Below are 13304 nucleotides of genomic sequence, written 5' to 3' on the forward strand. Positions count from 1 at the left end.
GGCTGTCGGGGCTGTCGGGGAGGGGAGGGAACGGGGGAGGGGAGGACTACTCCTTGACGCTTCCGGCGGCGAGGCCGGACTGCCAGTACCTCTGGAGCAGCAGGAACGCGGCGATCAGCGGCAGGATGGTGAGGAGCGACCCGGTGACGACCAGGTTGAACACGGGCTCGCCGCCCGCCGTCGCGGCCTGCTGGTTCCAGCTGTTGAGGCCGAGCGTCAGCGGATACCAGTCGGGGTCCTTGAGCATGACCAGCGGCAGGAAGTAGTTGTTCCAGGTCGCGACCATGGTGAACAGCAGGACGGTGACGATGCCGGGCGCCAGCAGCGGCAGGGCGACCCGGAAGAAGGTGCGCACCTCGCCCGCCCCGTCGATGCGGGCGGCCTCCATCAGCTCGGTGGGGATGGCCTCGGTGGCGAACACCCACATCAGATAGAGGCCGAACGGCGAGATCAGGGACGGGACGATCACCGCCCAGGGGGTGTTGGTGAGTCCCATCTCGCTGAACATCAGGAAGGTCGGCACCGCCAGCGCCGTCCCCGGCACCGCCACCGCGCCGATGACGACGGCGAAGACGGCACGCCGGCCGGGGAAGTCGAACTTGGCGAGTGCGTAGCCGCCGAGCACGGCGAGGAAGGTGGCGCCGCCCGCGCCGAGCCCCACGTACAGCAGGGTGTTGAGCAGCCAGCGGGTGAAGACGCCGTCGTCGTAGGTGAACGTCTCGGCGATGTTGTCCCACAGCGCGAAGTCGCCGTCGAACCAGAGACCGGCGGAACGGGACAGCCCCTCCTGCGTCTTGGTGGCGCTGATGGCGAGCCAGACCAGCGGCACCAGGCTGTAGAGCAGCACGAGCGAGGTGAGCGCGGTCAGCAGCACACTGCGCCGGGGCTTGTCGGCGGAGTGCCGGTGCCGGGGCGTACGCAGCCGGGGCACGGGGCCCGGGGTGCCCGACGGGTCGGCCGCGGAACGGCCGGGGACGGTGGCGACGGGACTGGTCATCGCTGCCTCACACTCCCTTGCGCATGCCGCGCAGCTGCACGACGTAGGCGATGACCATGGTGATCAGCCCCATGACGATGGCGACCGTCGCGGAGTAGTTGTGCTGCTGGCCGTTGAAGGACAGCGCGTACGTGTAGTAGTTCGGCGTGTAGTCGGTGGTGATGGCGTTGCGTGCCAGCGGTTGCAGGATGCTGGGCTCGTTGAAGAGCTGGAAGCTGCCGATGATCGAGAAGACCGTGGCGATCACCAGGGCCCCGCGGATGGCCGGGAGCTTGATGGCGGTGATCACGCGGATCTGGCCGGCGCCGTCGATCTGGGCCGCCTCGTACAGCGAGTGCGGGACGACGCGCAGCGCCGAGTAGAAGATCAGCATGTTGTAGCCGACGAACTCCCAGGTCACGATGTTGCCGATGGAGGCAAGGACCAGGTCGGGGGAGAGCGGGTCGGGCAGCGAGACGCCCAGCGCGCTGTTGATGTCACCGACCAGGCCGAAGCGGGTGCCGTACATGAAGCCCCACATGAGGGTGGCCACCACGGCGGGCACGGCGTACGGCAGGAAGACGGAGATGCGGAAGAAGTCCCGGCCGTAGAGGCGCCCGCTGTCCAGCGCCAGGGCCACCAGGAGCGCGATGCCGAGCATGATCGGCACCTGTACGGCGAGGAAGAGCGAGACCCGGCCCAGCGAGGCCCAGAACTGCTCGTCCTTGAGCGCCTCGGCGTAGTTGTCGAGGCCGACGAAGGTGGTCCCGCCGATGAGCTGGTCGCGGAAGAGGCTGAGGTAGACCGAGTACGCGATCGGCGCGAGGAACACCAGGGCGAACACGGCCACGAAGGGACCGAGGAAGCCCCACCCGGTCCAGGAACGGCGGTCCCGCCGCACCGGGGGTGGGGCCGGCCGCGGCTCGGCGGCGGCCGGCGGTTGCAGCGTCGTCATGTCGTCCTCGCTCGTCCACGTCCTGAACCTCACCTCGATGTTTGCGTAAACATCACGCACCGCGGAAGGACGCCGGACTGATATGTTTACGTAAACATCTGATGGCGGCATGTCTACACTGCCCCGATGACGACGGTCAAGGGTCCTTTCGCACCCGGACCCGACAGCGACAGATAGGCGGCTGACGGCACGTGAGCACGGCTGAGGAAGTCCCGACGAGCGCACCGGCGCGACCCCGGCGCGGACGGGAACGCACGGCCTCCATGGCGGACGTCGCCCGGCTGGCCGGCGTCTCCTCGCAGACCGTGTCCCGTGTCTCCAACGGCTACGCGGGCGTGACGGAGGAGACCCGGCAGCAGGTGCTGGCGGCCATGAAGGAACTGGGCTACCGGCCCAACAGCGCGGCCCGTGCCCTCAAGCGCGGTGAGTTCCGCACCATCGGCGTCATCACCTTCTCGCTGGCCACCACGGGCAACGTGCGCACCCTGGAGGCCATCGCCGTCTCCGCGGCGAGCGAGGGGTACGCGGTGACGCTGCTGCCGGTCGCCGTCCCCACCCAGGACGAGGTGCGCGGCGCGTTCTCGCGGCTGGAGGAACTGGCCGTCGACGCGGTCATCGTCATCATGGAGGTCCACCTCCTCGACGCCGGCTCCCTCACCCTGCCGCCCCACGTCCAGGTCGTGGTGGTCGACTCCGACGCCGGCGACCACTACACGGTCGTCGACACCGACCAGGCCGGCGGCTCCCGCGCCGCCGTGCGCCATCTGCTGGACCTCGGGCACGACACGGTGTGGCACCTGGCCGGTCCCGAGGGCTCCTTCGCCGCCCAGCGCCGCACCGACGCCTGGCGGCACACCCTCACCGAGGCCGGGCGGACCCCGCCGCCGCCGGTCCGGGGCGACTGGTCGGCCGAGTCCGGTTACCGGGCCGGCCTCGAACTCGCCGCCCGCGAGGAGTGCACCGCCGTCTTCGCGGCCAACGACCAGATGGCCCTCGGCCTGCTGCGCGCCCTGCACGAACGCGGCCGGCGGGTGCCCGAGGACGTCAGCGTCATCGGCTTCGACGACATCGCCGAGGCCGGTTCCTTCCTGCCCCCGCTGACCACCGTGCACCAGGACTTCGCCGAGGTCGGGCGGCTGTGCGTACAGGCGGTGCTGCGCAAGATGCGCGAGGCCGGCCCGGAGCGGGGCACGACCCTGGTGCCGACCCGGCTGGTGACCCGGGCGAGCACGGCGCCGCCGCCGGCGTAGAGCGCGCGGGGCGGCCGAAGGCGGCGGACCACCGGTTTAGGGGCGGCGGGGAGGGTAACCCCACAAGCCGGCCCATGTCCTACACGCCCGGGAGAGCTCCATGACCCAAGTCGCCGACTACGTGCTCCAGCGCCTGTCCGAGTGGGGCGTCCAGCGGGTGTACGGCTATCCGGGTGACGGCATCAACGGTCTGCTCGGCGCGTTCGACCGGGCGGACGGGGACCCGGAGTTCATCCAGGCCCGGCACGAGGAGATGGCCGCGTTCATGGCCTGCGCGCACGCCAAGTTCACCGGCGAGGTGGGCTGTTGCGTCGCCACGTCGGGACCGGGAGCCGTGCACCTGCTCAACGGCCTCTACGACGCGAAGCTCGACCACCAGCCCGTGGTGGCGGTGGTGGGCCAGCAGAAGCGGCTGTCGCTGGGCACCCATTACCAGCAGGAGATCGCCCTCGACCAGCTCTTCGCGGACGTGTCCGAGTTCTGCCAGATGGTCGTCCATCCCGGCCAGACCCGGCACGTCATCGACCGCGCCTTCAAGACCGCGCTGACCACCCGGGGCGTCGCCACCGTCATCATCCCCAACGACATCCAGGAGGAGGAGGCCCAGCCGTCCCCGCCGAGGGAGCACGGCTCCGTCTTCTCCAGCGTGGGCTGGAGCCGGCCCCGGGTCCTGCCCGACCCCGACGAGCTGCGCAAGGCCGCCGGTGTCCTGAACGCGGGCGGCAAGGTCGCCATGCTGGTCGGTCAGGGCGCCGCGAAGGCGGAGGCCGAGGTGATCGAGGTCGCCGAACTGCTCGGCGCGGGCGTCGCCAAGGCCCTGCTGGGCCGTGAGGTGCTGCCGGACGACCTGCCGTTCGTCACCGGTCCGATCGGTCTGCTCGGCAGCAAGGCCAGCGACAACATGATCCGGGGCTGCGACACCCTGCTCATGATCGGCAGCAGCTTCCCCTACTCCGAGTGGCTGCCGGAGGAAGGCCAGGCCAAGGGCGTCGAGATCGACATCGACGGCCGCATGATCGGCATCCGCTACCCGATGGACGCCCACGTCGTCGGCGACTCCAAGGAGACGCTGAGGGCGCTGATCCCGCTGCTCGAACGCAAGAAGGACCGCGGCTGGCGGAAGAAGATCGAGAAGGACGTCCGGGAGTGGAACGACCTGTGCGACCGCTGGGCCGGTGAGCACTTCGGCAAGACGATCAACCCCCAGTCGGTCGCCGCCGAACTCTCGTCCAGGCTGCCGGACGGCGCCATCCTGTCGGCCGACTCCGGCTCCGGCACCAACTGGTGGGCCCGCCACCTCAAGCTCCGCGACGGCATGCGGGCCTCGCTGTCCGGCACGCTCGCCACGATGGGTCCTGGCACGCCGTACGCCATCGCGGCGCGGTTCGCCTACCCGGACCGGCCGGTGATCGCCTTCGTCGGGGACGGCGCGTTCCAGATGAACGGCATGAACGAGATGATCACCGTCAAGCGCTACCTGGACCGCCTGTCCGGGCCCGCGCCCTTCATCTTCTGCGTCTTCAACAACCAGGACCTCAACCAGGTCACCTGGGAGCAGCGCGCCATGGCCGGCGACCCCAAGTACCCGGGCTCGCAGGACATCCCCGACGTGCCCTACGCCGCCTACGCCGAACTCCTCGGACTCAAGGGCATCGTCTGCGACAACCCGAAGAAGGTCGGCGCCGCCTGGGACGAGGCGCTCGCCGCCGGCCGGCCCGTGGTGCTGGAGTTCAAGGTGGACGCGGAGATCGCGCCGATCCCGCCGCACATCATGAAGGAGCAGGGCAAGAAGGCCGTCAAGGCCGCGCTGCACGACCCGGAGGCCACCGGGATCGCCACCAAGGGCGTACGCCAGAAGCTCACCGAGTACGCGGAGCACCTCCCCGGCCGGGGCAAGAAGTGAGCGGCGCCCGACGCCGCGGGCAGGTCGTCGTCGTCACCGGAGCGACCGGCGGCGTCGGCCGGGCCGCCGCCCGGGCCTTCGGCGCCCGTGGGGACAGGGTCGCCCTGCTGGCCCGGGGCGAGTTCGCCCTGGAACGGGCGGCCGAGGAGATCCGCCAGGCCGGCGGGCAGGCCCTGCCCCTGGTCGTGGACGTCGCCGACGCGGAGGCCGTGGACGCGGCGGCCGGCCGGATCGAGGAGGAACTCGGACCCATCGACGTATGGGTGAACGCCGCGTTCTCGACCGTGTTCGCCCCCGTGGCGGAGATCCGGCCCGAGGAGCTGAGGCGGGCCACCGAGGTGACCTACTTCGGCTTCGTGCACGGCACCCAGGCCGCCCTCAGGCGCATGACGCCGCGCGACCGCGGGACCATCGTCCAGGTCGGATCGGCCCTGGCCGAACGCAGCGTCCCGCTCCAGGCCGTGTACTGCGGGGCCAAGCACGCCATCCAGGGATTCACCGAGTCGCTGCGCTGCGAGCTGCTGCACGACCGCAGCGGGGTACGGGTGACCATGGTCCAGATGCCCGGGCTCAACACGCCCCAGTTCAGCTGGGTCCTCACCCGCCTGCCCCGCCATCCGCGCCCGGTGGCCCCCGTCTACCAGCCCGAGGTGGCCGCCCGGGCCGTGCTGTACGCAACCGACCATCCGCAGCGGCGCATGTACTGGGTCGGCGGCTCCACCGTCGCCACCCTGCTGGGCCAGAAGCTCGCCCCGGGGCTCCTGGACCGCTATCTGGCCCGCACCGGCTACGAGGGGCAGCAGACCGGCCGGCCCGTCGACCCGTCACGGCCGGCCAACCTGTGGAAGCCGGCGGACGACACCGCCCCGGACGACTACGGCGCACACGGTGTCTTCGACGACGAGGCCCATCCGCGCAGCCTCCAGTTCTGGATCTCCCGCCACCGCGGGCCGCTTGCGCTGGCCGCCGCGGTGACCGGGGCGGCCGCCGGGGCACTCGCGGGGGGTTTGCGGCGGCGCACCGGCTGCTGACCACGCCCGCCGACCACGCCCGCCGACCACGCGGCGGCCGACCGCCGCGTGGTCAGTCCGGTCTGCGGTCGATGTTCCGTGCCCACCAGTGGTGCTCGCAGAACCAGTGCCCGACCATCGAGCCGCCGAAGACGACGAACCCGACGCCGATCAGCCAGGACTCCACCACCAGCACGATGCCGACCGCGCCGTAGCTGAACGCGTTGTCGAGGATGAGCGGGGTGAAGACGAGGTACGAGAAGCCTCGCAGCCCGATCAGCCCCACCATCGTGGCGAGGGCTCCCGGCAGCAGGTCGCGCCAGCGGACCTGGCCGCCCAGCAGGAAGTGCTGGCCCCACCAGAAGAACAGGATGCCGCTCGCGGTGGACAGGGCGATCCGCGCCGAACCGTGCAGTGCGGTCCGTGTCTGCACCTCCTGGTAGAGGTAGGCGGTCAGCAGGACCACCCAGGTCATCTGGCGCCAGATGCGGTGCCACGGGCCGGAGGGCAGCTCCCAGACGCGCTCGTAACCGTTCTGGACGCTCGCCGCGAAGGACACACCGAACACGCCGAGCAGGATTCCGCCCCACACGCTCGTGGTGCCGACGATCTTGGTCGGCGGGCTGATGATGTCGGTCAGCACGCGGGCCGACCGACCGGACAGCCCCATCCCGTCGGCCAGCCAGGAGGCGAAGCCCCCGCGCCCCAGCGGATCGGCCGCGGCCACCACGATCAGCAGCGGAGCCAGCGTGACGAGCGCGAGCGTGGCGAAGCCCATGGCCCGGTGCATCAGCTCCAGGTCCCGGCCGCGCCGGACCAGCGCGGACGCGGCCAACCAGTCCCACGCACGGTGGAACGGCCGCCACAACCGGTTCACGGGTGCTCCTCGGGCGTCCTTTCGATGGCTCGCGACGGGGAACTGAGTGACCCGGCCGGGGCCCGGGCAAACGTCGGTGCACCCGGACGGACGGGCCCGGCCGCGGTGCGCCGCCTCAGGGATCGGTGCGCTGCTGGGCCTCCCGCATGCGCTCGTTGTGCCAGAGGATGGCGGCGCGGATCTGCGGTTCCTGGAGGCCCGTACGGCAGCCGAGCTGGTCCATGCTGAGGGCCGGCGGGCCGGTGGTCAGGGCCCGGGTCAGCTTCGCCGCCCACAGCTCCTCGTCCACGAAGGGCCGGTCGGCGTAGCCCGCCTTGATCAGGTCGAAGTGGTCGTCCGAGCACGTGGTGATGAGTCGCAGTCCGTCGAACCACTCGTTGGTGGCGTGTACCGCGGAGGAGTCGGGCACGTAGCCCGTCACCGACTCGTCCTCGGGGAAGACCTTGGCGCACAGGTCGCACAGCTCCATGGGGACCGGCCTGGCGGTCCGACGGCCCTTCCTGCCCTTGCGCTTCCACATGGCGACTCCCGGGGATCGGTGTCCGGAATGCCGGAGTTACCCGCGGGGCGGGAAGCAAACGCCCCGCGGGTGAGGTGCCCGGCCGCGGCCGGACGCGGTCAGGCCAGCCTGACCGGCAGCTCGAACAGGTCGTTCTGCGTCACCACCGGCTTGTTGCGCAGGTCCGCGGCCGGCACCGCCAGGTCCAGGCGCGGGAAGCGGTCGTACAGGGCCGGGAGCGCCACGCCGGCCTCCATCCGGGACAGGGCCGCGCCCGGACACACGTGCGGCCCGTGTCCGAAGGAGATGTGCCGGTTCTCGGACGTACGGGTGATGTCGAAACCGTCCGCCGTCGGACCGTGCGCCCGCTCGTCGCGGCCCAGCGCGCCGTACGACACGATGAGCGCGTCCCCGGCGGGTATCACCTTGTCGCCCACGGGCACGTCCTCGGTCGCGAACCGGATCAGCACGTGCGAGGTCGGCGTCGAGTACCGCAGCGTCTCCTCGACCACCGCGGACCACTCGGCCTTGCCGGCCAGCACCAGGTCCCGCTGCTCGGGGTGGGCGGACAGGTTGACGACGGCGTTGACGATGAGGGAGATCGTCGTCTCGTGCCCCGCGGCCACCATCAGCTGGAGGGTCGAGACGATCTCCGCGTCGGTGAGGTGGTCACCGTTCTCGGACGCCTGGATCAGCGCGCTGGTCAGGTCGTCCCCGGGGTCGGCGCGCTTCGCGGCCACTGTGTCGCCCATGATCGACGCCAGCTCGGTGAGGGTCGCCACGACCTCCTCGGGCGGGGTCTGCGTCGAGAAGAACTTCTCGAACAGCACCTTCAGGCGCGGCAGCCGCGCCTCCTCGATGCCCATCAGGTCGGCGATGACGTACATCGGCAGCGGATAGGCGAAGGCGGCCTTGAGGTCGACGACGCCGCCGTCCGCCGGCAGCTCGTCGAGCAGCCGGTCGGTCAGCTCGGTGATCCGCTCCCGCATGTGCTCCACCCGGCGCACCGTGAGCGCCTGCGCCACGAGCGTGCGCAGCCTGCGGTGCTCGGCGCCGTCCACCGTGAGCATCGAACGGCCGGGGTTCGCCAGCCCGATCAGCGGCCAGTCCGCGGGGATCTCGCCGCGCTGCCAGGCACCCCACACCTCGATGTCCTTGACCAGACGGGGGTCCGTCAGGAGGGACTTGGCCTCCGCGTGGTGCGTGACCGCCCAGACGGGCACGCCGCCCGGCAGCTCCACGGCCGCGAGCGGTCCGGCCGCGCGCAGCCGGGCACTCTCGCCGTCCAGGTCGGTGACGAACGGGTCCAGCGGGATCCGGGCTTCTTCGGTGCCGGTCGTCATGCTGACGTGCCTCCCAGGGCAGTGGTCGGGGTGAACCGCACGGGCAACTCGGTCAGCCCCCGCAGCCAGGGCGAGGGGCGACGGGTGAGGGACCCGGCGGGCACCGCCAGGTCGATGTCCGGCAGCCGGTCGAGCACGACCTCGATGCCGGTGCGCGCGATCACCTCGGCGACCTCCTGCGCGGGGAACGGGCAGCGGTGCTCGCCGTGGCCGAAGGAGAAGTGCGCGTTGTTGCCGCCGGTGAGCGCGGAGCCGTCGGTGCGGACCTGCGGGTCGGAGTTGGCGCCCTGGAGGCCGAGCAGCACCAGGTCGCCGGCCCGGACGCGGCGCCCGCCGAGCTGCGTGTCCCGGGACGCCCAGCGGCCGGCCACGTTCTGCGTGGGCGTGTCCTCCCACAGCACCTCGTTCATGGCCTCGGCGACGCTGTTGCGGCCGCCGAAGAGCGACGCGGCGAAGCGGTCGTCGGTGAGCATCAGGCGCAGCGAGTTGCCGATCCAGTCCGCCGTCGGCTGGTGGCCCGCGGCCATCATCACCATCAGGTCCTGGGCGACCTCCTCCTCGCTGAAGCCGCTGTCGTCCGCCAGCATCCGGGAGGCGACGTCGTCGGCGGGCGCCGCCTTCCGGTCGGCCAGCAGCGCCGCCATCGACGTGGCGAGGTGCGTCTGGCCCGCCAGGGCCCGCTCCCTGCCGTCGATCATGTCGTTCAGCGCGGTGACGAGCGCCGGGCCCTGCTCGTCGGAGAAGCCGTACAGGCGGGCCAGCACGCGCACCGGCAGCAGCATGGCGTAGTCGCCGACGAGGTCGGCCTCGCCCTTGGCGCAGAGCCGGTCGACGAGTTCGTCGGCGAAGCGTTCGGCGTGGCCGCGCAGGGTGTGCGGGTCGACGGCCTCCAGCGCGTCGCTGATCATGGCGGCGCGTTCGCGGTGCCGCTCACCGACCGTGTACAGGATCGACGGCTGCTTGCGTCCGATCATCGGCAGCAGCGGCCAGTCCTCCGGGATGTTCTCCCACTGGTTCCACAGGTCCGAGTCCCGGCTGAACAGCACCGGGTCGCCGGTGACCTGGTGCAGCTCGCGGTAGCCGAGCACCAGCCAGGCCGGTACGTCGCCGTCCAGCACCACCGGTGTGACGGCGCCGTGCTCGCGCCGCATCCGCCGGTACAGCAGGGCGGGATCGGTCTGGAAGCGGGGGCCGCCGAGCGGTACGGCGCCCGGGACGCCGTGGGCGTCGGTGCTCACACGAACTCCTGTCGGGGTGGGGCGGCGTGGCCGCCGTAGCGGGCCCGCAGGTGCTCGACCAGCGTGATCAGCACCTGCTTGCTGGACTCCCGGGACCTGGCGTCGCAGGAGACCAGCGGCACCCGCGGGTCCAGGTCGAGGGCCTCGCGGACCGCCTCGGGCGAGTGCTCCGGGCCGCCGAAGTCGTTGCAGGCCACGATGAACGGCGTGCCGTGGTGCTCCAGGCGGTCGATGGCGTACCAGGAGTCGTCGATGCGCCGGGTGTCGACGAGGACCACCGCGCCGAGCGTGCCCGAGAACAGCCGGTCCCACAGGAACCAGAACCGCTCCTGGCCGGGCGCGCCGAACAGGTACAGCACGTTGCGCGCGTCGAGGCTGATCCGGCCGAAGTCGAAGGCGACGGTCGTCGCGGACTTGCCGCGCACCTCGCTGATGTCGTCGACCGCCTCGCCGGCCTGCGTCATCGTCTCCTCGGTGTTGAGGGGACGTATCTCGCTGACCGAGCGGACCATGGTCGTCTTGCCGACACCGAAGCCGCCCACGACCACGATCTTCAGACCGTTGTCGGCGGCCGCGCCCAGCGGGGTGCGGTCCGGGGCGCTCGCCGGGGTACGGGCGTCAGAGATTGCGGAGTCCAACGAGCACCTGCTCCAGGATGTCGGGATCGGGGACGGCTGCCGTGTACGGGTGGCGTGCGCTCACCCGGCCGGCGGCGTGCAGGTCGGCGAGCAGGATCTTGGTGATGCTCACCGGGAGCCGCAGTTCGGCGGCGATCTCCACCACGGCCGTGGGGGCCTCGGTCAGCCTCAGGATCGCCGTGTGCTCCGACTGCATGCCGGGCCTCGGCTCGCACTCGGCGACCACGAGGGTGACCAGGTCGAAGGGGTTGTCGCGACCCGAGCTGCTGCGTCCCTGGGTGACGGTGTACAGGCGGTCGGGCGCGTCGTCCCTGCCGGGGCGGCTCATGAGGTGCGCGGCAGCGCGGTGAGGTGCTCGCCGAGCTGCTCGACGAGTTCGCTCATGTTGTGCCCGACGAGCCCCGCGTCCGCGTCCTCCGAGGTGACGACGGCGAGGTGCGCGCCCTCACCGGCCTCCACGATGAACAGGACCCCGCCGTAGAACTCGGCCATCGCCGAGCGCACCCCGCCGCTGCCGTCGCCGAACTCCACGGAGGCGCCGTGGGACAGCGACTGGATCCCGGCGGCGATGGCGGCCAGTTGGTCGGCCTGGTCGACGGAGAGCTCCGGGGTGCGGCACAGCTTGAGTCCGTCACGGGAGAGGACGAGCGCGTGCCGCGCGCCCGGAGTGCGCTCCAGGAGGCCCTCGATGAGCCAGGTGAGCTTCTCGTCGGCGGTGGTCGAGCCGGTCATGGAGTGGTGTCGCCTTCCGGGTGCGCGGGTGAGTGGGACGGGTGGTCGGGGGCCGTCTCGGCCGGTTCGGGTGCGGCGCCGGTGGTGTTCCGTACGGCCTGGCGGAAGCTGCTGAAGCGGGCCGCGCGCGCCTTGGCGTCCTCGGCGGAGGGGGCGGGGCGCGGCTCGGCGGCCCGGGCTGCGGCCCGGGCGCGTTCGGCGGCGGCGAGGGTACGGCCGCGGCGCCGCTTGGGCAGCTCCACGGCGGCCCGGTCCTGCGCCGCCGGGTTCTGATGCGGGTCCGGGTTCTGATGCCCGTCCTGGTTCTGATCCCGGTTCGGGTTCTGATGCGGGTCCTGGTCCTGGTGCCGGTCCTGTTTCTGATCCCGGTCCTGGCCTTGATCCCGGCCCGGGGCCTGGAGCACGTCCCGGCCTTGAACCGCTTCCCGCTCCCCGTCGCGGTTCCGCTTCCGGTCCCCGTCGCGGTCCCGGTTTCCGTCCTGTTCCCGGTCCGCGTGGTGGTGGACGGGCGGCGGCTCGCGATCCACCTCCGCGAGAGGGGGCTCGGCGCCGGCCTCGGGGGTGGACGGCGCGGGGGCCGGTCCCCCGCCCGCCCGGACCGTCGGTGCGGTCGGGACCGCCGGCGCCGTCCCCGGCGCGTCGGAGACGGCGGGGCCGCTCAGGATGTCCTGGGGGACGAGCATCAGCACGCCCGTGCCTCCGCGTGCGGACGGCCGGAAGGACACCTTCAGCCCGTACTTGGCCGACAGCCGCCCCACCACGGCGAGCCCGAGCCGGGTGCCCGTCAGGCCACCGAGCCCCGTCGTCTCACCGGCCACCGCCTGCTGGGCCCGGCGCAGCTGCACCTCGCCCATCACCAGCCCGCTGTCCTCCACGGACACGATGACCCCGGCCGGCACCTCCTCCACGTACACGTGGACCTCCGCCGTCGGCGGGGAGAAGTTCGCCGCGTTGTCCAGCAGTTCGGCCAGCGCGTGCATGACGCCCTCGGCGGCGTGCCCGGCGACCGCGGAGTCGCTGGTGGAGTGCACGCGCACCCGCTGGTAGCCGGCGATACGGCCCATGGCGCCCCGCAGGATCGACTCCATGCCGATCGGCCGCGCCCAACGCCGGCCGGAGCGCGCCCCGGTGAGGACGGCCACGGAGTCGGCGATCCGGCCCGCCTGCGCGGTGCGGTGGTCGAGGTGGAGCAGGTCGGCGAGGACCTCCTCGTCGCTGTGCCGCTCCTCCATGGCGCGCAGGTCGGCGAGCATCCCGGTGGCCAGCGCCTGCATCCGGCCGGCCGCGTTCGCGGTCGCGGAGACGGCGGCGGCACGCTCGGCGGCGGCGTGCTTGAGCCGCGCGCCGAGGCGGGCGCTCTCCTCGGCGTGGCGGGCCGTCTCCGCGGCCCGCTGCCCGGCGAGTCGCGCGCGTTCCTGCTCGAAATCCTCCGTGAGTCGCTCCCGTTCGCGCACGAACTCCGCGGTGAGAGCGTCGCGTTCACGATCGGCCTCGGCCGCGGCACGGGCCCGCCCGGCATCCGCGTCCGCCCGGGCGGCGGCCAGCAGCCGCCGTGTGGCCCGCTCCGCGCGGACGGCGTGCACGGCCGCCGTCAGTGCCGCGGTGAGCAGGATCGCCGCGGCGCCCGCGCCCAGCCCGAGCGGAAGGCGTACCGAGGAGGGCGCCGCGGCCACGGCGCCGCCGACGACCAGCGCCGCCACGACGGCACACGGCAGGGCCACTGCTGCGAGGGCGCGGGGGGAGGGGCGGTCGCCGGTGCGGGCGGGCGCGGTCATCAATCGGGTCCTCGCCAGGCCGCCGTAGCGGCCCTCGTGTCGTCCAACGGGGCGCATGCGAGCAGAGGGCTGTCACACGGCACTCAACTGGCGATCACTATACGAGTG

At 72.2% G+C, this 13304-nt stretch carries 13 protein-coding genes; 3 read left to right on the forward strand and 10 right to left on the reverse strand.

What is annotated here, in order from left to right:
• Window positions 1-46: 46 nt before the first annotated feature.
• A complete protein-coding gene (locus Sco07f_RS30960) occupies window positions 47-997 on the reverse strand; it encodes a carbohydrate ABC transporter permease (RefSeq protein WP_108989755.1) in 951 nt (316 codons plus the stop codon).
• Between the two features lie 7 nt (window positions 998-1004).
• Complete coding sequence (locus tag Sco07f_RS30965; RefSeq protein ID WP_108989756.1) at window positions 1005-1931, reverse strand: carbohydrate ABC transporter permease; 927 nt, start codon at window positions 1929-1931, stop codon at window positions 1005-1007.
• A 191-nt stretch (window positions 1932-2122) separates the two neighbouring features.
• Between Sco07f_RS30965 and Sco07f_RS30970 the strand changes: the two genes are divergently transcribed.
• From Sco07f_RS30970 to Sco07f_RS30980, 3 genes are all read left to right on the forward strand, one after another.
• Window positions 2123-3181, forward strand: coding sequence for a LacI family DNA-binding transcriptional regulator (locus tag Sco07f_RS30970; RefSeq protein ID WP_051005886.1), 1059 nt, complete (start codon window positions 2123-2125; stop codon window positions 3179-3181).
• Between the two features lie 100 nt (window positions 3182-3281).
• The gene (locus Sco07f_RS30975; RefSeq protein WP_007446509.1) at window positions 3282-5084 is read left to right on the forward strand and encodes a thiamine pyrophosphate-requiring protein; all 1803 of its coding nucleotides are present in this window, start codon (window positions 3282-3284) and stop codon (window positions 5082-5084) included.
• Window positions 5081-6115, forward strand: coding sequence for an SDR family oxidoreductase (locus tag Sco07f_RS30980; RefSeq protein WP_007446507.1), 1035 nt, complete (start codon window positions 5081-5083; stop codon window positions 6113-6115). Before Sco07f_RS30975 ends, Sco07f_RS30980 begins: the two co-directional genes overlap by 4 nt.
• A 52-nt stretch (window positions 6116-6167) precedes the next feature.
• Here Sco07f_RS30980 and Sco07f_RS30985 read toward each other — a convergent pair whose 3' ends face one another.
• From Sco07f_RS30985 to Sco07f_RS31020, 8 genes are all read right to left on the reverse strand, one after another.
• Window positions 6168-6971 (reverse strand): hypothetical protein, encoded by an 804-nt coding sequence (locus tag Sco07f_RS30985; RefSeq protein ID WP_007446532.1) that lies wholly within the window; start codon window positions 6969-6971, stop codon window positions 6168-6170.
• A 115-nt stretch (window positions 6972-7086) separates the two neighbouring features.
• Complete coding sequence (locus Sco07f_RS30990; RefSeq protein ID WP_007446526.1) at window positions 7087-7491, reverse strand: hypothetical protein; 405 nt, start codon at window positions 7489-7491, stop codon at window positions 7087-7089.
• A 98-nt stretch (window positions 7492-7589) separates the two neighbouring features.
• Complete coding sequence (locus tag Sco07f_RS30995; protein ID WP_042825633.1) at window positions 7590-8813, reverse strand: cytochrome P450 family protein; 1224 nt, start codon at window positions 8811-8813, stop codon at window positions 7590-7592.
• Window positions 8810-10051, reverse strand: a complete 1242-nt coding sequence (locus tag Sco07f_RS31000) for a cytochrome P450 (RefSeq protein ID WP_108989757.1) — start codon at window positions 10049-10051, stop codon at window positions 8810-8812. Before Sco07f_RS31000 ends, Sco07f_RS30995 begins: the two co-directional genes overlap by 4 nt.
• A complete protein-coding gene (locus Sco07f_RS31005; RefSeq protein WP_174855441.1) occupies window positions 10048-10689 on the reverse strand; it encodes a GTP-binding protein in 642 nt (213 codons plus the stop codon). The genes Sco07f_RS31000 and Sco07f_RS31005 overlap by 4 nt, the downstream gene beginning before the upstream one ends.
• Window positions 10670-11017 carry a DUF742 domain-containing protein gene (locus Sco07f_RS31010; RefSeq protein ID WP_007446521.1) on the reverse strand — a complete coding sequence of 116 codons (348 nt, stop codon included), beginning with the start codon at window positions 11015-11017 and terminating at the stop codon, window positions 10670-10672. The genes Sco07f_RS31005 and Sco07f_RS31010 overlap by 20 nt, the downstream gene beginning before the upstream one ends.
• The gene (locus Sco07f_RS31015) at window positions 11014-11421 is read right to left on the reverse strand and encodes a roadblock/LC7 domain-containing protein (RefSeq protein ID WP_007446518.1); all 408 of its coding nucleotides are present in this window, start codon (window positions 11419-11421) and stop codon (window positions 11014-11016) included. Before Sco07f_RS31015 ends, Sco07f_RS31010 begins: the two co-directional genes overlap by 4 nt.
• Window positions 11418-13196 carry an ATP-binding protein gene (locus Sco07f_RS31020; protein ID WP_108989758.1) on the reverse strand — a complete coding sequence of 593 codons (1779 nt, stop codon included), beginning with the start codon at window positions 13194-13196 and terminating at the stop codon, window positions 11418-11420. The genes Sco07f_RS31015 and Sco07f_RS31020 overlap by 4 nt, the downstream gene beginning before the upstream one ends.
• Window positions 13197-13304 lie beyond the last annotated feature (108 nt).

It is taken from the genome of Streptomyces coelicoflavus, assembly GCF_003112555.1.
GTDB classification, from domain to species: domain Bacteria; phylum Actinomycetota; class Actinomycetes; order Streptomycetales; family Streptomycetaceae; genus Streptomyces; species Streptomyces coelicoflavus.

Excerpts from the sequence above, each read along its gene's own strand:
- Sco07f_RS30960 (WP_108989755.1), bottom strand. The coding sequence starts at position 997 with ATGACCAGTCCCGTCGCCACCGTCCCCGGCCGTTCCGCGGCCGACCCG.
- Sco07f_RS30975 (WP_007446509.1), top strand. The coding sequence starts at position 3,282 with ATGACCCAAGTCGCCGACTACGTGCTCCAGCGCCTGTCCGAGTGGGGC.
- Sco07f_RS30990 (WP_007446526.1), bottom strand. The coding sequence starts at position 7,491 with ATGTGGAAGCGCAAGGGCAGGAAGGGCCGTCGGACCGCCAGGCCGGTC.
- Sco07f_RS30995 (WP_042825633.1), bottom strand. The coding sequence starts at position 8,813 with ATGACGACCGGCACCGAAGAAGCCCGGATCCCGCTGGACCCGTTCGTC.
- Sco07f_RS30965 (WP_108989756.1), bottom strand. The coding sequence starts at position 1,931 with ATGACGACGCTGCAACCGCCGGCCGCCGCCGAGCCGCGGCCGGCCCCA.
- Sco07f_RS31010 (WP_007446521.1), bottom strand. The coding sequence starts at position 11,017 with ATGAGCCGCCCCGGCAGGGACGACGCGCCCGACCGCCTGTACACCGTC.
- Sco07f_RS31015 (WP_007446518.1), bottom strand. The coding sequence starts at position 11,421 with ATGACCGGCTCGACCACCGCCGACGAGAAGCTCACCTGGCTCATCGAG.
- Sco07f_RS31020 (WP_108989758.1), bottom strand. The coding sequence starts at position 13,196 with ATGACCGCGCCCGCCCGCACCGGCGACCGCCCCTCCCCCCGCGCCCTC.